Annotated in this window: 13 protein-coding genes; 7 read left to right on the forward strand and 6 right to left on the reverse strand. The window is 60.4% G+C overall.

The features are described from left to right. Positions 1–79 precede the first annotated feature (79 nt). The 7 genes from ACSSU5_RS10585 to ACSSU5_RS10615 all read left to right on the forward strand — a co-directional run bounded on the left by ACSSU5_RS10585 (position 80) and on the right by ACSSU5_RS10615 (position 9,671). Positions 80–886, forward strand: coding sequence for a shikimate dehydrogenase family protein (locus ACSSU5_RS10585; RefSeq protein ID WP_492561125.1), 807 nt, complete (start codon positions 80–82; stop codon positions 884–886). A 113-nt stretch (positions 887–999) separates the two neighbouring features. Then, the gene (locus tag ACSSU5_RS10590; protein ID WP_264310946.1) at positions 1,000–1,809 is read left to right on the forward strand and encodes an IclR family transcriptional regulator; all 810 of its coding nucleotides are present in this window, start codon (positions 1,000–1,002) and stop codon (positions 1,807–1,809) included. 247 nt (positions 1,810–2,056) lie between these two features. Then, positions 2,057–3,400, forward strand: a complete 1,344-nt coding sequence (locus tag ACSSU5_RS10595; RefSeq protein WP_492561126.1) for an MFS transporter — start codon at positions 2,057–2,059, stop codon at positions 3,398–3,400. Between the two features lie 36 nt (positions 3,401–3,436). Continuing rightward, complete coding sequence (locus ACSSU5_RS10600; protein WP_264310944.1) at positions 3,437–4,246, forward strand: sugar phosphate isomerase/epimerase family protein; 810 nt, start codon at positions 3,437–3,439, stop codon at positions 4,244–4,246. A gap of 44 nt (positions 4,247–4,290) precedes the next feature. Further along, positions 4,291–6,009, forward strand: a complete 1,719-nt coding sequence (locus ACSSU5_RS10605; RefSeq protein WP_492561127.1) for an FAD-dependent oxidoreductase — start codon at positions 4,291–4,293, stop codon at positions 6,007–6,009. 86 nt (positions 6,010–6,095) lie between these two features. Then, the gene (locus ACSSU5_RS10610; protein WP_492561128.1) at positions 6,096–7,847 is read left to right on the forward strand and encodes an FAD-dependent oxidoreductase; all 1,752 of its coding nucleotides are present in this window, start codon (positions 6,096–6,098) and stop codon (positions 7,845–7,847) included. A gap of 219 nt (positions 7,848–8,066) precedes the next feature. Further along, complete coding sequence (locus tag ACSSU5_RS10615) at positions 8,067–9,671, forward strand: tyrosinase family protein (protein WP_492561129.1); 1,605 nt, start codon at positions 8,067–8,069, stop codon at positions 9,669–9,671. A 45-nt stretch (positions 9,672–9,716) separates the two neighbouring features. Here ACSSU5_RS10615 and ACSSU5_RS10620 read toward each other — a convergent pair whose 3' ends face one another. From ACSSU5_RS10620 to atpD, 6 genes are all read right to left on the reverse strand, one after another. Further along, entirely contained in the window at positions 9,717–10,439 is a 723-nt protein-coding gene (locus tag ACSSU5_RS10620) for a copper chaperone (RefSeq protein WP_492561130.1), read from the reverse strand. A 579-nt stretch (positions 10,440–11,018) separates the two neighbouring features. Beyond that, positions 11,019–12,854, reverse strand: coding sequence for a glutamine--fructose-6-phosphate transaminase (isomerizing) (glmS, locus tag ACSSU5_RS10625; RefSeq protein ID WP_264310933.1), 1,836 nt, complete (start codon positions 12,852–12,854; stop codon positions 11,019–11,021). Between the two features lie 2 nt (positions 12,855–12,856). After that, positions 12,857–13,633 (reverse strand): DeoR/GlpR family DNA-binding transcription regulator, encoded by a 777-nt coding sequence (locus tag ACSSU5_RS10630; protein ID WP_264310932.1) that lies wholly within the window; start codon positions 13,631–13,633, stop codon positions 12,857–12,859. Positions 13,634–13,814: 181 nt separating this feature from the next. Then, positions 13,815–15,182 (reverse strand): bifunctional UDP-N-acetylglucosamine diphosphorylase/glucosamine-1-phosphate N-acetyltransferase GlmU, encoded by a 1,368-nt coding sequence (glmU, locus tag ACSSU5_RS10635; protein WP_264310931.1) that lies wholly within the window; start codon positions 15,180–15,182, stop codon positions 13,815–13,817. 117 nt (positions 15,183–15,299) lie between these two features. Beyond that, positions 15,300–15,719, reverse strand: a complete 420-nt coding sequence (locus ACSSU5_RS10640; protein ID WP_016489909.1) for a F0F1 ATP synthase subunit epsilon — start codon at positions 15,717–15,719, stop codon at positions 15,300–15,302. 43 nt (positions 15,720–15,762) lie between these two features. Then, positions 15,763–17,139 carry a F0F1 ATP synthase subunit beta gene (gene atpD / locus ACSSU5_RS10645; protein ID WP_016489910.1) on the reverse strand — a complete coding sequence of 459 codons (1,377 nt, stop codon included), beginning with the start codon at positions 17,137–17,139 and terminating at the stop codon, positions 15,763–15,765. Between the last annotated feature and the right edge of the window lie 8 nt (positions 17,140–17,147).

Consider the following 17,147-nt stretch of genomic DNA (forward strand, 5'->3'; position numbering starts at 1 on the left):
ATGAAATTCCGATTTCTCTATGGTAGGTTTGTACCGCAGCCGCCTTTTGTCTGCCTCAATCGCACCCAAGGAGAACTCGATGTCTCAATTGTTGATACCTAGTCCTACAGGCAATACCCGAATCTATGCGGTTGTAGGTGACCCGGTAAAGCAAGTGAAGGCTCCACAGCTACTCAACCAGGTGTTTACTGAGCACGCTGTGGACGCGGTGATGATTGCAGTGCATGCCCGACCTGAACAGCTCGCGACGGTAATACGCGGCCTGCAAGCGATGGAAAACTTCTCGGGAATGCTGATCACCATTCCGTACAAATTTGCTGCTCGTGAATTCGCGGATAAGGTGAGCCTGGCTGTCCAGGTCTCCGGCAGCACCAACGCATTGCGGCGCAACGAACAAGGCGTGTGGGAAGCTGACAACTTCGATGGGCTAGGGTTTACCCTGGGCCTGCAGCGCAAGGGGTACGAGCTGGCGGGGAAACGTGTCGTACTGGCCGGAGGCGGTGGTGCAGGCAGTTCGATTGCTGTCGCATTACTGCAAGCAGGCATTGGCCAGCTGTATCTGCAAGAGCCGGATGCCGTCAAAGCTCAAGCGCTGCTCGCCAGGCTGGAGCAACATTGGCCGGGGCGATGCGAGGCTGCCCAGCCGCAACACCTCGGGTTAGCCGATGTCGTGATCAACGCAACGCCGTTGGGTCTCTCAGACGAAGATCCACTTCCTGTTGACCTTACCGCCCTGTCCCCCGGAACACTGGTGGCAGACATCATCATGCAACCCGTGGAGACTCGCCTACTGCGCGTGGCGCAAGCTGCGGGGCATCCTGTGCACCCAGGCAGCCACATGCTCAGTGAGCAATTAGGCTGCTACAGGCAGTTTTTCAAGATCTGAGACCTTAACGCTAGAGCGGGAGGGCCGCTTCATTTGTAGCCTGCCAGTGAGTGGAATACTATTCCATCGCATTTTTCTGCGGGAGCTCATCCCTCGCAAATCAAGGAACAACCATGAGCAATGCATTGGAACGCGGCCTGCACGCTATTGAGCTACTGGCCGGAAAAAGCACGGGGCTACCGCTTGCGCAAGTCGCTGAAGCGTTGGACATTCCGCCGAGCGCCACTCATCGCATGCTTAATTGCTTGGTTGAACAGGGTTTTGTACGCCAAGACCCTCAGCACGGTAATTATGTTCTCGCCCTGAAGGTGGTATCGCTTGCGCTAAAGCACCTGTCCCAGAGCGACATCGTCGACCTCGCCAAACCGGTACTTGAACGCCTCGCCCGTGTGTCTGGCGAACTGGTGCGTTTGAGCATTGTCGATGGCGACAATCTGGTCTGGATATCCAAGGCGCAAGGCACGCGCTCCGGGCTTCGCTACGATCCAGATGCCGGTGCCGAAGCCAAACTCTGTTGCACAGCGTCGGGGCTTGCCTGGCTGAGCTGCCTGAGCAACGAACGCGCACTAGAGCTGGTCTATCGCCAAGGCCTGGCCAAATCGGGTGAATATGGGCCCAACGCGGCGACCACGATCGATCAGCTTCTTAAACATCTGCAGCTTGCACGTGATCAAAGCTATGCGTCCGTTGACGAAAGTTTTGAAATTGGCGCGGCGGCAATGGCGACAGCAATCCGCGATTCACAGCAACAAGTCATCGGCGTGATCAGCATCGCCGGCCCAAGCGTTCGGCTGACCCCAGAGCGTATGCAAACCCTCAAAGCGGCACTGTTCGAGGCCGCCGAAGAAATCACCGCAATCAGTCTGGACAGTCTTCCCAAGCTGTCGATGATGACCTCCCGAGTCACCGAACATACCGACTGATCGGACCTGAACAACGCGGCCTGTCGTCCCGAGCTGGCCGCCTCCCCTCCTGAAGCTCTGCCTAGTGCTTAACGACTAGGGTCAGATTCGCGTTTTTCAAAAATCATATGGAATGCATTTTACTTTTGGAATAGCTTTCCATTTGTGATAGTGTCATTACCGCCCCTCTGAACATGCCCTGGTGTTTTCCAAGAAACGCCACGGCTAGAAAAAGCGTTCTCATAAAAACAAAAAGCAGGAGTCATCTATGTCGAATTCTCCCAACCTCGATGTCAGCACCTTTATGGACGCTCGAAAGATGAGCGGCAGGCAATGGCTGGTGCTGTTCCTGGGCTTCATGGTGCTTGTGTTTGATGGGTTCGATACGACGGCGATTGGCTTCATTGCACCCGCGCTGGTCGACGACTGGGGTTTGCAGCGACAAGACCTTGGCCCCGTGATGATGAGCGGCCTGCTTGGGCTGGCCTTCGGTTCATTGACTGCGGGCCCGTTGGCTGATCGGTTTGGCCGCAGGCCGGTAATCATCGGTTCTGTGCTGCTGTTCGGTCTCTGGAGCCTCGCTTCAGCCTGGGCCACCGGGGTCGTCAGCCTGACCGTGCTGCGGTTTCTGACCGGGGTCGGTCTAGGTGCATCAATGCCTAATACCGCAACACTGATTTCCGAGTTTGCACCCAAGCGTTACCGCTCTCATATGGTCTCTTTCGTCTACTGCGGTTTCGCCTTTGGCGCGGCGCTGGGCGGCTTGGGGAGCGAGTGGCTGATCGAACATTTTGGCTGGCGATCGGTATTGGTGGTCGGCGGTGTGCTGCCCATTGCCTTTGCGCTTCTGCTGCTTTTCAGCCTTCCAGAGTCGATCCGCTTCTTGGCCCAGAACAGTGCTTTGAAGGAACGTCTGATCAAGGAGATCAACAGAGTTGCCCCTGGCTTGGCCAACGCCCGTACCCGGTTTCTTAGCAGCGAAGCGTCGGTCGAAAAGGCTGGCAAGGTCAGCGCGTTGTTCGCGTCCGGTTATAGCCTCGGTACCTGCATGATCTGGATCACGCTGTTCATGGGCCTGCTGACCATGTACCTGCTATCGAGCTGGCTGCCGCTGCTTAGCCGCGATGCGGGTCTTAGCATGGGCGAGGCGGCACTGTTGGGCTCGTTGCTGCAACTCGGCGGGATGCTGGGCAACTTCACCGTCGGCATGAAAATGGATCGCTGGGACCACCATAAAGTGGTCGGCATGACGGTGTTCTGCGGTGGCGCCTGCGCAGTACTCATCGCGCTGCAGCAGCCGACGATGCAAGTCCTCTGCCCGCTGATCCTGTTGCTGGGCTACTTCCTCAACGGCGTCAACGTCGGTGGCTATGCATTGGCGGCATCTTTCTACCCAACCCAGATCCGTGCCACTGGGGTGTGTTGGGCGACCGGCATCGGTCGTCTGGGCGCTATCAGCGGCGCCGGGATCGGCGCGCTCATGTTGGCCGCCCAATGGGACTTCAGTCAGGTCTTCCTATTCCTCGCCATCCCTTCCTTGATCGGGGTCACGGCGCTATGGATCAAAGGCCGTAAGCGCAGAACGTCGGCGATTCCTAGCCCAGTCAATTGAATTCCAGCGCGCTTTTACCCCTAACGGAGATCTGCCATGCAAGCCAGCTATTCCATCGCCCAACTGACCGCTCTCGATTTCAGCCCGCCGCAAATCATCGAATTGGCTGCCCGCACCGGCTATGACCAAGCTGGCATGCGCTTGTTACCTGTCGCGCCAGGGGCCATCGCCTATTCGTTGATGGATGACGCCCCCATGCTGCGTGAAACGCTCGCGCGGATGAACGACACCGGCGTGAAGGTCTTCGATCTGGAACTGATTCGTCTTGATGGGCAATTCGACCTGCAACGTTACCTGCCTTTTTTTGAGGTCGGTGCCCAGCTGGGGGCCAAAGCTGTACTGGTAGCCGGCGACGATCCGGAGCAAGGCCGACTTATAGAGCACTACGCTCGGCTATGCGACGCCATGCAACCCTTCGGCCTCTCAGCAGACCTCGAATTCATGCCTTGGACGGCCGTCAGTGACCTGGCCAGCGCGCTGCATATTGTGGAGCAGGCCGATCGCGCCAACGGGGGCGTCCTGGTGGACGCCCTGCATTTTGATCGTTCAGACAGCCGCTTCGAGGATTTACAACGAATCCCGGCGCAGTGGCTGCACTACGCACAAATTTGCGACGGCCCTGCGATGCGACCCGACACCCACGAGGGGCTGATCCAGGCGGCGCGCTGTGAGCGTTTGTTGCCTGGGGAAGGTGACATTGATCTGGCCAGGATCTGGCGCAGCCTGACCGCCGCGGTTCCGGTCAGTGTCGAGATCCCGAATAACCGAAGGGTAGCGCAGGTGGGGGTGGAGGCTTGGGCCCGAGAGGCGTTGGCGGCAGCCAAGGCAATCATTGAGCCGCTGTAAATCATTGACGCTTGACCACGCCCACCACACCAGGAGACCTCTTGATGCTTGCCGACACTTCCTTGCACACCACAGTTGACTGCGATGTCCTGATCATCGGCTCTGGCGCAGCCGGGCTCAGCGCAGCCGTGACTGCCGCATGGCATGGCCAGCGGGTGATCGTGATCGAGAAAGATGAAGTGTTCGGCGGTGCCACGGCGTGGTCGGGTGGCTGGATGTGGGTCCCCGGCAATCCGTTGGCTCAGCGCGCCGGGATCGTTGAGGACCGCTCGCTGCCGCGCACCTACCTTGAACATGTATTGGGTAAGCACTTCGACCCGACCATGATCGATGCCTTTCTGGAAGCCGCGCCCAATATGGTCTCCTTTTTTGAGCGCCATACCGCTTTGCAATTCGCCGACGGTAACGCAATTGCTGACATTCACGGAGACACGCCAGGCGCCGGAACCGGCGGTCGATCGGTGATCGCTGCACCCTACAACGCCTACGAGGTAGGCGTACTGCTGAAGCGGCTGCGCAAGACAATGCGCGAAACCTCGTTCATGGGCATGCCGATCATGGCCGGCCATGACCTGACGGCTTTCCTTACCCTGACGCGTTCCTGGCGTTCGCTGCTGCACGTGACCAAGCGCTTCGGCAAGCACGTGATCGACTTGGCGCTCAAGGGGCGCGCCATGCACTTGGTCAACGGCGTCGCCTTGATCGCCCGTCTGGCCAAGTCAGCCGAAGACCTTGGCGTACAGCTCTGGGAGTCGGCGCCAGCCACCGAGCTGATACATGAACACGACCGGGTAACCGGTGCCGTGGTTGAAACTGCAAAGGGCCGCATTGCCATTCGGGCACGCAAAGGTGTGGTGTTAGCTGCGGGTGGCTTTGCCAATGACATTGAACGACGCAAGGCACTGTTCCCGCGCACGCCAACCGGCCATGAGCATCTGGCGCTGCCGCCTCTGGGCGTCAATGGCGATGGTTTGCGCCTGGGCGAAAGCGTCGGCGGCCAAGTCGCCGATGACCTGGCCAGTGCTGCCGCTTGGGCACCCGTGTCTCGCGTGCCTTACAAGGACGGCAGCTACGGGCACTTCCCGCACATCATCGAACGCGGCAAGCCAGGCATCATCGGCGTCCTCGCCAACGGCCAACGGTTCGTCAACGAAGCCAATGGCTACTATGACTATGTTGCAGCCATGGTTGCGGTCGCGCCCGGCACCGAGGTTGCCTCCTGGCTGATCTGCACGCACGCGTTTCAGCGGCGTTATGGGCTGGGAGCATCCCGGCCTTTCCCTCTACCGGTTGAGCCGTTCATTCGCTCCGGCTACCTGAAGACCGGCCATTCCATCGAGGCCTTGGCGTTGGCGTGCGGGATTGACCCCGTAGGGCTGAGCCAGACTGTGACCGAATACAACCGCCACGCCCGCAATGGTGAAGACCCGCAGTTCGGTCGCGGCACTACGCCCTACAACCGCAAGCAGGGTGATGCGCAGCACACGCCAAACCCTTGCGTTGCGCCAATCGAGCAGGGCCCATTTTATGCGGTGAAAGTCGAGGCAGGCTGCTTCGGCACCTTCGCGGGCCTCAAGACCAACGCCCATGCGCAAGTCCTCAACACTGAAGGGCAGCCGATCGCAGGCCTGTATTCGGCGGGGTCCGATATGGCCAGCATCATGGGCGGGCATTACCCGGCCGGCGGAATCAACCTGGGGCCGGCCGCCACGTTTGGCTATATCGCCGGGCGCCACCTGGCTGGCGCCACAGCCTACGAATAGCGCCCGGACTACAGGCCTTAATCCTCAGGATCCTCCATGTCGTTAGCTTCCAAGACCTCCTCCCTTACCACTCAGGAGAACCTATGATGAGCTCCATCACCCCCCTCCCTCCACACTGGGACCAGGAAGTCGACCTGTTGGTGTTCGGCGCAGGCACCGCAGGTATGACAACCGCGTTGATGGCCAGCCACCACGGGTTGGACGTGCTGCTGTGTGAAAAAACTGCGGTCGTGGGCGGCATCAGTGCGACTTCGGGCGGCACGACATGGGTGCCCGGCACCACCCAGAGCCAGCGCGCCGGGGTAGCGGACAACGTGGCAGATGCTGCAACCTTTCTTAAGGCGGTGGTTGGTGAGCGCGGTGGTGAAACCCTACGCGAAGCCTTTCTAGCCAGCGGGCCGCAGGCAATCGACGAGTTGGAGCGCATCAGCGAAGTCAAATTCGTGGCTGCCTCCGCCCACCCCGATTACGTCAGCGGGCCAGGGGCTGCATTCGGTGGCCGGGCCCTGGCACCGCTCGCGTTCGACGGCAGGCTACTGGGCAAAGACTTCGCCCGCGTGCGGCCACCACGCCCGGAGTTCATGGGGCTGGGCGGCATGATGGTGCCCCGCGCCGACCTGGACGCGCTGCTGTCGCCATTTGCCTCGTTGAAAAACCTGAGCCGTACCCTGAGTGTGGTCGGCCGCTATTGCATCGACCGCCTGAGCCACCCCCGTGGCACGAACCTGGTGATGGGCAACGCCTTGGTTGCCCGCTTGTTCTACAGCCTGCGCCAGCGCAACGTCAGCATTCGTTTTGAAACACCTTTGCACGACTTGATCCAGGAAAACGGCCAGGTGGTGGGCGCGGTAGTCCTGCACAACGGTCAGCTCCAGCGTATCCGAGCCCGCCGGGGCGTGGTAATGGCCACCGGCGGCGTAACCCGCCACCCGACCTTACGTAAGCAGTTGTTCCCGGCTGCGGCCCAGCCCCTTTCACTGGCGCCCTTGACCCATACCGGCGACGGCATCGATCGCGCGCTGAAGGCCAACGCCCAGCTCGACAACGGCCACGACAGCCCCGGTCTATGGATGCCCTGCTCGATACACACAACCAAGGATGGATATCAGGCCGTCTGGCCACACATCCTGCTAGACCGCGCCAAGCCAGGGCTGATCGCTGTCAACCGCCGGGGCTTGCGCTTCGTCAATGAGTCGGACTCGTACCACGACTTTGTCATGGGCATGCTCGCCGATGGCAGCCCTACCGCTCACCTGATCTGCGACGAGGCCTTCTTGCGCCGCTATGGCCTGGGCCTGGTGATGCCACTGCGCACCGCCGCCAACATCGCCCGCTTCGTGAAGGCCGGCTACCTGGTCAAAGGCAGCACGCTGGCCGAGCTTGCCAGCAAGCTCAAGATCGATGCCGCGGGCCTCGCGAACACGGTAAGCACCTACAACGCCGCGGCCGCACACGGTGAAGACCCCGCGTTCAACCGTGGCAGCAGCCCCATGAACCGTCACAACGGCGACCCACAGCAAACACCCAATCCCTGCGTGCGCCCGCTGGGCGAGGGGCCCTACTATGCAGTCACCGTGCAACCAGCCGACCTCGCCTGCAGCGCAGGCTTGAGCGGCAACTCCGACGGCCAGGTGCTGGATACTCAAGGCCAGGTGATTGAGGGGCTATACGCCTGCGGTAATGACCTGACCTCGATCTTTCGCGGCACCTACCCAGGCCCAGGTACCACCCTGGGGCCTGCCATTGTATTTGGTTGGCGAGTGGCCCGGCATGCAGCCGGGTTGGATGATGCCAAGCAAGTCAAGGCAGGCGCTATCAAGGTGGCGGCACGCTCATAGGGGCCAAGATGAAGGCGTTGTGGGAGCTGGCTTGGGGTTGAATGGACCCTCACCGCAGGGCAGCAAAACCGTACTCAAAGGGCGCCTACGCTAGCTCCCCTCACCACAGGATCAACCGTCTGGCGCCCGCCCAGGCAGATTTTTACAACCCGGATATGCTGGACGATGGAGCAGTAAACCCCCGAGTTTTCGGGACCAGTGGCAACAAGGAGGTTCACCATGTCATCCACCCCGCGTGTCCGTCGTTCGCTCAGCGATATCCAGGCCGACTACGACCAAGGCAATAAAGCAGAACTTGAAAACCTGATCCGTGCCTGGAAGGGCATCAAGGATCTCCCCGCTAATGACCCCAACTCATTCTTCACCCTCGGTGGCCTGCACGGCGAGCCCTTCCGTGACCAAGGCAAGACCGACCCCAACTGGTGGGGTGGCTACTGCCAGCACGGGACGGTGCTGTTCCCAAGCTGGCACCGCGCCTACCTCTGGCGCCTGGAAGAAGCGTTGCGCAGTATCCCCGGCTGTAACGACGTGACCTTGCCATTCTGGGATGAATGCAGTGAGCAATCACGGGAAAAAGGCATCCCTTCGGCCCTGACCCAAGAGCACTTCGTGCTCGACGGCCACAAGATCGAAAACCCCCTGCGCTCATTCGTGTTCCCCCAAGCCATTACCGACGAGGTCAAGGACACCCCGATCATCTACAGCAAGCCGGAAGGCTATGAGACGGTGCGTTACCCGCTGTCCGGCTTGGTCGGTACTGATGAGGACCGCGCCAAGACCGACGCACACAATGCGCAATTCCCTGACGCTGAGCAGAACATCGGGTACCTCAATGACAACATCAGTACCTGGCTGAACGGCAAGATCAAGATCGGTGGCAAGTGGCGTGGTGAGGTGTTCACCCGCTTCGAAAACTGCCTGGATGCCCCGACCTACACCCTGTTCTCCAATACCACCTCGGCCGCCGCGAAAAACAAATCCGACCCCGCAGGCCCTCACCATGTATCCCTGGAAGAGCCGCATAACTTCATGCACCTGGCAGTCGGTGGCTTCGATTACCCAGGCCAGGGCAACAGTTCGGCGATCCCGGGTGCCAACGGCGACATGGGCGAGAATGAGACCGCGGGCCTGGACCCGATCTTCTTCTTCCACCACTGCTTCATCGACTATGTGTTCTGGACCTGGCAACGCCGGCAAGGCGCGACCGATGAATTCAGCATCGATGCCAGCGACCCTGGCGCCAGCTATTACAAACCCGCTGACGTGCAACCGCCAGCAGGGGCCGCAGGCCTGGACCCGAACGCTATTCTTAGCCTGGACACCACGCTCGACCCGTTCGTGAAAGCCGACGGTAGCCCCTTCACCACACGGGACTGCTTCAACATCGAGACCCAGCTGGGCTATGGCTACGGCAAAGGTTCCCTGGACGCCTACGTCCAACCCACCCAGCAGCTGCTGTTCAAAGCCGAGGCCGTGCAGCCCGCCGGCAAGACCTTGCGGGTGAGCCGTATCAACCGGGGCAAGATCCGCGGATCGTTCCTGATCAGCGCCTACGCCAAGGTCGATGGCAAGCGTGAGTACCTGGGTACCCGGCCGATTCTCAGCCGTTGGCACGTGGAAGGCTGCATGAACTGCCAGACCCATCTGGAAGCCACCGCCACCTTCAAGCTGCCACTCAACGCTGATAACTCGGCGATTGATGAAAGCACTATCGAGGTGCAAGTGCAGACCCGTGACACCGTCCTGAAGCAGCCACAGGGGACAAGGCTCAACAGCAGCAACGCCGCTGCCACAGACGGGCCGTTCAAACTGGAGACCTACTGAACCACCGCCGGCGCAGCGCCCGAAGCCTGGTTTCGGGCGCTGCGCTCAGGCGCTTGAGCACGTTCGGTCTATCTGACCCGGGTGGGCGGCCCTGCGCTCATGGGCAATGATGATTGCCCCGGCGATCATCACGGGCAGATGAACAGCCGGCAGGCAAAACGCAATCAGCATCAACGGCCAGCAGGTGGCGCAGCACCACACCCCATGCATCGCCCCCATTGCCAGTGGGTTGGCGACCCTGTCGCGCCGATGGCAGCGCGCAAGGCAACGTGCCCTGATCGTGCACAACTGCCACCCCCCTGCCCCGATCAGCGCCAGCAACCCTGCCACGAGTTGCGAGCCTGTGAAGGAAACCAGTAACAACGCAACGATGAGCAGCAGTGCACTGCCCGCCAGCCACACGCAAAAATACCCCAGCAGGAATGCCGTGACAGCAGGCCCACGTTGGTAGGGGCTTGATTGACGCCACAGATGCGCCAATGGCCCCTGCAGCGCGGGGAGCATCATTGCGACCAGCATCAGCCCCACCGCACCGGTGAAGACGGCGATGTCCATGCTGGAGTAATAGAGGCGCACGTTCAGCCATCCCTCGGTGAGCATCGAAGGCGAGCCGGAAATACAAAACGATTCAAGATCGTGGTGGCTGTCGTCACTGAGCGCCATCAACACAAATGCCACGAGGCTGGCAGCCCATAACGCACACTTGAGCGGGTCATTGCAGGTGTCGCGCACCCATGCTGGCAGGGGTGCATTAGCCTGGCGCGCCATGAGACGACCTCCCTGTCATCGGCTAGACGGCTTGGCTCATTGCCTGTGCCGCGCTAGTGAATATAGAGCAGGTTACAAAGGCTCGCCGATATGCCGACTGATGGTGGCAGGGGTCGCCCGGTCACCAGGCAGGCCTGTGCCGCAGCGCTGTGCAGACAAGAGCGCCGCAGCCGTCCCCCCCTTAAAACGTCGCGTTCTTGAGGGATACGAAGAGCTTTCATATGGACAACCTTACAGATGATTGAAGAAGTGCTTTGGCCTTGAGCAAACGCTGACTAGGGAGGTTTCAGAGCGTTGCATACGCGCCCCGCGCGCTGTTGCAGGCGTGGCCAAGTAGTGATGGCTAGGCTTTGGGCTGACTTGCGGATGATCGTGTACTACCCGTCAGGACAACGGCGGTAGCGAACAAAGAAGGGGGAACAGCAGGCATCAGTCATTCCATTGAGGCGCGTTTGAATGTGTTCAATCCCTTGAACCGGCCAAAAGTTATACCAAAAAACATTTTTTTTGCGCAAAAAAGCACCAGCGCCTGCTGTTGTCCACAGCAGGGGCTGGTGCTCTTCAAGTGTTGCCCGTTGGTTATTCCACCGTCACCGATTTCGCCAGGTTGCGCGGCTGGTCAACGTCGGTGCCCTTGAGCACGGCCACGTAGTACGACAGCAGCTGCAGCGGAATGGTGTACAGGATCGGTGCCAGGGCGTCAGAAATGTGCGGCACCTTGATCACGTGGGTCCCTTCACCGTTGGTCATGCCAGCCTGTTCGTCGGCGAACACCACCAGCTCACCACCACGGGCACGCACTTCCTGCAGGTTGGACTTGAGCTTCTCCAGCAGTTCGTTGTTCGGCGCCACGGTAACCACCGGCATGTCGTTATCCACAAGCGCCAGCGGGCCGTGCTTCAGCTCGCCTGCCGGGTAGGCTTCGGCGTGGATGTAGGAGATCTCCTTGAGCTTGAGCGCACCTTCCATCGCCACCGGGTACTGGGCGCCACGACCCAGGAACAGGGTGTGGTGCTTGTCAGCGAACAGCTCGGCGATCTTCTCGACGGTCGCGTCCATGGCCAGTGCCTCGCCCAGACGGGCCGGCAGGCGACGCAACTCTTCAACCAGCTCGGCTTCCACACCGGCTTCGAGGGTGCCGCGCACCTGGCCCAATGCCAGGGTCAGCAGCATCAGCGAAACCAGCTGGGTGGTGAACGCTTTGGTCGAGGCAACGCCGATCTCTGGGCCGGCCAGGGTCAGCAGGGTGAGGTCGGATTCACGCACCAGCGAGCTGATGCCGACGTTGCAGATGGCCAGGCTGCCGAGGAAGCCCAGCTCCTTGGCGTTGCGCAGGGCAGCCAGGGTATCGGCGGTTTCACCGGATTGCGAAATCGAGACGAACAGGGTGTCGGGCTGCACCACTACCTTGCGGTAACGGAACTCGCTGGCCACTTCGACCTGGCATGGGATGCCAGCCAGGCCTTCGAGCCAGTAACGGGCAACCATGCCGGCGTGGTAGCTGGTACCGCACGCGACGATCTGCACGTTGCGAACCTTGGCGAACAGTTCGGCGGCGTTCGGGCCGAAGGCCTGGACCAGCACGTTGTCCTTGCCCAGGCGGCCTTCCAACGTACGCTGGACCACGCTTGGCTGCTCGTGGATTTCCTTGAGCATGAAGTGGCGGTAGGTACCCTTGTCCGCCGCTTCAGCGCCTTCGTGGTACTGCACGGTTTCACGCTGGACCTTATTGCCGGCCTGGTCCCAGATGCTGACCTGGTCACGGCGGATTTCAGCGATGTCGCCTTCTTCCAGGTACATGAAGCGGTCGGTGACCTGGCGCAGAGCCAATTGGTCCGAGGCCAGGAAGTTTTCGCCAAGGCCCAGGCCGATCACCAGTGGGCTGCCGCTGCGAGCAGCTACCAGGCGGTCAGGCTGTTTAGCGCTGATCACCGACAGGCCATAGGCGCCATGCAGGCGCTTGACTGCGGACTTGAGCGCGTCGGTCAGGTCTGGAACAGTCTTGAGCGTGTGGTGGATCAGGTGGACGATGACTTCGGTATCGGTCTGCGACGTGAACACGTAGCCCAGGTCTTTGAGCTCTTCACGCAGCTCTTCGTGGTTCTCGATGATGCCGTTGTGCACAACCGCCACATCACTGCCCGAGAAGTGTGGGTGAGCGTTGCCTTCGGTCGGCGCGCCATGAGTAGCCCAACGGGTGTGGGCGATACCCAGCTGGCCGACGAGCGGCTCAGCAGCAACGGCGGCTTCCAGCTCGCTGACCTTACCGATACGGCGGCGACGCTCCAGTTCACCCTGCTGGCTGTAAACGGCCAGGCCGGCACTGTCGTACCCGCGGTATTCGAGGCGCTTGAGGCCTTCGATCAGAATGGCTGTGATATTACGCTCGGCTACGGCACCAACGATTCCACACATGTTTATTGCTCCTGGCTGATCGCGGCGCAAATCAGGTTGATGCCGCGGGCTTGAATGTGTTCGCGTGCCGCTGCGGGCAGGCGTTCATCTGTAATTAGGGTATTCACACTGCCCCAGGGCAGCTCGAGGTTAGGGATCTTGCGCCCCACCTTGTCGGACTCGACCATCACGATCACTTCTCGGGCCACCTCGGCCATGACCCGGCTGAGCCCAAGCAGTTCATTGAAGGTGGTGGTACCCCGGTTGAGGTCGATGCCATCGGCACCGATGAACAGCTGATCGAAATCGTATGAACGCAGCACCTGCTCGGCCACTTGGCCCTGGAACGACTCGGAGTGTGGGTCCCAGGTACCACCGGTCATCAGCAACACCGGCTCATGCTCCAGCTCGCTGATGGCACGGGCCACGTTCAATGAGTTGGTCATCACCACCAAGCCAGGCTGCCGGCCCAGCTCAGGAATCATGGCCGCTGTCGTGCTGCCGCTGTCGATGATGATCCGCGCATGTTCGCGGATACGCCCTACCGCAGCGCGCGCAATGGCCTTCTTGTAGGCGGACACAGGCTGGGTAGGTTCGCCAAGCAACTCTTGTGGCACCGGCACCGCACCGCCGTAGCGACGCAGCAGCAGGCCATTGGTTTCCAGGGCGGCGAGGTCTTTGCGAATAGTGACTTCCGAGGTTTCGAAGCGCTTGGCCAACGCGTCCACACTGACCTCACCCTGCTCGCTGAGCAGGGCCAGGATATTGTGGCGGCGTTGAGGCGTGTTACGTTTCGACATGAGTGCTTAAGTTTCGATTCGAAAGATAATAGGTGCAATCAAAACCTAAGACAGTGATTTCGTCAAGCCTGACGTGGTGTGGATAACTCCCTAGGGCCCGCTACGCGCGGTCATATTACAGCCAAAAAAAAGCCGACCCATTCACACAGGTCGGCTTTCGATCGAAACAACTGTGTATAACTCAGCTCTTCGTGATCTTCTCCGGCCGCTTCCAGCCTTCGATATTGCGCTGGCGCGCACGGCCTACAGCAAGCTGGCTCGCTTCTACTGTCTGGGTGATCGTCGAACCGGCAGCAGTGGTGGCGCCGGACTGGATATCCACAGGGGCCACCAACGAGTTGTTGGAACCGATGAACACGTCCTCACCCATCACGGTCTTGAACTTGTTGGCGCCATCATAGTTGCAGGTGATGGTGCCAGCGCCGATGTTGGTGCGTGCGCCGATTTCGGCATCACCCAGGTAGCTCAGGTGACCCGCTTTGGCGCCTTCACCCAGGTGGGCATTTTTCAGCTCGACGAAGTTACCCACATGGGCCTTGGCGTCCAGCACGCTGCCTGGGCGCAGGCGGGCGAACGGGCCGGCATCGCTGCCCTCGCCCATCACGGCGCCTTCGAGGTGGCTGTTGGCCTTGACCACCGCGCCTTTGCGCAGGGTGGTGTTCTTGATGACGCAGTTAGGGCCGATCTGAACATCGTCCTCGATGACCACCTTGCCTTCGAGGATCACGTTGATGTCGATCAGCACGTCACGACCAACGGTCACTTCACCGCGCACATCGAACCGCGCCGGATCACGCAGGGTGACACCCTGGGCCATCAGGCGGCGGCCAGCACGCAGCTGATAGTGGCGCTCAAGCTCGGACAGCTGGCGACGATCGTTGGCGCCCTGCACTTCCATCGGGTCATGAGGCTGCTCGGTGGCAACCACCAGGCCGTCGGATACCGCCATGGCGATGACATCGGTCAGGTAGTACTCGCCCTGGGCGTTGTTGTTCGACAAACGGCTCATCCAGTCCGCCAGACGCGCGGCTGGCAGGGCCAGAATGCCGGTGTTGCCTTCCTTGATCGCTTTCTGTGCATCGTTGGCATCCTTGTGCTCAACGATGGCCGTTACCTTGCCCTGCTCGTCACGCACGATACGGCCGTAGCCGGTCGGGTCTTCGAGGGTGACAGTGAGCAGGCCCAACTGCTGGTCGTTGGCCTTGGCCAACAAACGCTGCAGGGTTTCGACTTCGATCAACGGCACATCGCCGTACAGTACAAGCACGGTGTCGGCGCTCAATGCCGGCAGCGCCTGGGCCACGGCGTGGCCTGTGCCCAGCTGCTTGTCCTGCATGACGAAGTTCAGGTCGTCTGCTGCCAGGCGCTCACGCACCTGCTCGGCACCATGGCCAATGACCACGTGGATACCTTGCGGCTGGAGCTGGCGAGCGCTGTGGATAACATGGCCGAGCATGGAATTGCCGGCAACCGGGTGCAGCACCTTGGGCAACGCCGAGCGCATGCGGGTGCCTTGGCCGGCGGCGAGAATAACGATATCGAGTGACATTACTGGCTACCAATCCTGGGCGGTCAGTGAAATGACCGGAGAAAATCGAAAAAAGAAAAAGGGTAGCCGAGGCTACCCTTTTACTCAATCGCAACAGAAGTCATCAGCCGGGGCCGATTACTTGCCTTTGCGCATTTGCTGGACGGTACGCAGCTGAGCTGCGGCCTCGGCCAGACGTGCGGCGGCGGCGCCGTAGTCGAAGTCCGCGCCTTTCAGATTCAGGGCGTTCTCGGCAGCCTTGAGGGCTTCCTGAGCCTGAGCTTCATCCAGGTCTGCAGCACGTTGCACGGTATCGGCAAGCACCTTGACCATGTTCGGCTGAACCTCGAGGAAACCACCAGAGATGTAGAACACCTCTTGGGCGCCACCCTGCTTGGTCAGCGTAATCGGACCTGGCTTCAGATTGGTGATCAGCGGCGCGTGGCCTGGAGCGATACCAAGATCACCCAGGTTACCGTGCGCAACCACCATCTCGACCAGACCGGAGAAAATCTCTCCTTCCGCGCTGACGATATCGCAATGGACTGTCATAGCCATCTGCTTGCCTCAACCTGATAGCGCCCCTTGCGGGGCGCAGGAATTACAGTTTCTTGGCTTTCTCGATCGCTTCGTCGATGCTGCCGACCATGTAGAACGCTTGTTCTGGCAGGTGGTCGTAGTCACCTTTGAGGATGCCGCTGAAGCCAGCGATGGTGTCTTTCAGAGAAACGTACTTGCCTGGCGAACCGGTGAAGACTTCGGCCACGAAGAACGGCTGCGACAGGAAGCGCTGGATCTTACGAGCGCGGGCTACCAGTTGCTTGTCGGTCTCGGACAGTTCGTCCATACCCAGGATCGCAATGATGTCCTTCAGCTCTTTGTAGCGCTGCAGAACATACTGAACGCCACGAGCGGTGTCGTAGTGCTCATTGCCGATCACGTTCGGGTCCAGCTGGCGCGAAGTCGAGTCCAGTGGGTCGACCGCTGGGTAGATACCCAGGGAGGCGATGTCACGGGACAGAACGACGGTGGCGTCCAAGTGGGCGAAGGTGGTCGCTGGCGACGGGTCGGTCAAGTCGTCCGCAGGTACGTATACGGCCTGAACGGAGGTGATCGAACCTTCCTTGGTGGAGGTGATGCGCTCTTGCAGAACGCCCATCTCTTCAGCCAGGGTCGGCTGGTAACCTACTGCCGAAGGCATACGGCCCAGCAGTGCGGATACTTCGGTACCGGCCAGGGTGTAACGATAGATGTTGTCGACGAACAGCAGAACGTCGTTACCTTCGTCACGGAACTTCTCAGCCATGGTCAGGCCGGTCAGCGCTACGCGCAGACGGTTTCCTGGTGGCTCGTTCATCTGACCGTAGACCAAGGCTACTTTGTCGAGAACGTTGGAGTCCTTCATCTCGTGGTAGAAGTCGTTACCCTCACGAGTACGCTCACCCACACCAGCGAACACGGAGTAACCGCTGTGTTCCATGGCGATGTTACGGATCAGTTCCATCATGTTTACGGTCTTGCCGACACCGGCACCACCGAACAGACCAACCTTACCACCCTTGGCAAACGGGCAAACCAGGTCGATAACCTTGATGCCGGTTTCCAGCAGGTCGTTGCCGCCTGCCTGGTCAGCGAACGAAGGCGCTGGCTGGTGGATACCGCGACGCTCTTCTTCACCGATCGGGCCGGCTTCGTCGATTGGGTTGCCCAGTACGTCCATGATACGGCCCAGAGTGGCCTTACCAACTGGAACGGAAATGGCAGCACCGGTGTCGACGACATCCAGACCGCGCTTCAAGCCTTCGGTGGAGCCCATCGCAATGGTACGAACCACGCCGTCGCCCAGCTGCTGCTGGACTTCGAGGGTGGTTTCCGCGCCTTGTACTTTCAGCGCGTTGTATACACTCGGCACGACGTCACGTGGGAATTCCACGTCGATGACGGCGCCGATGATTTGAACGATACGTCCGCTACTCATAGCTGGAT

It is taken from the genome of Pseudomonas sp. E1MeOHC2 (genome assembly GCF_058745025.1).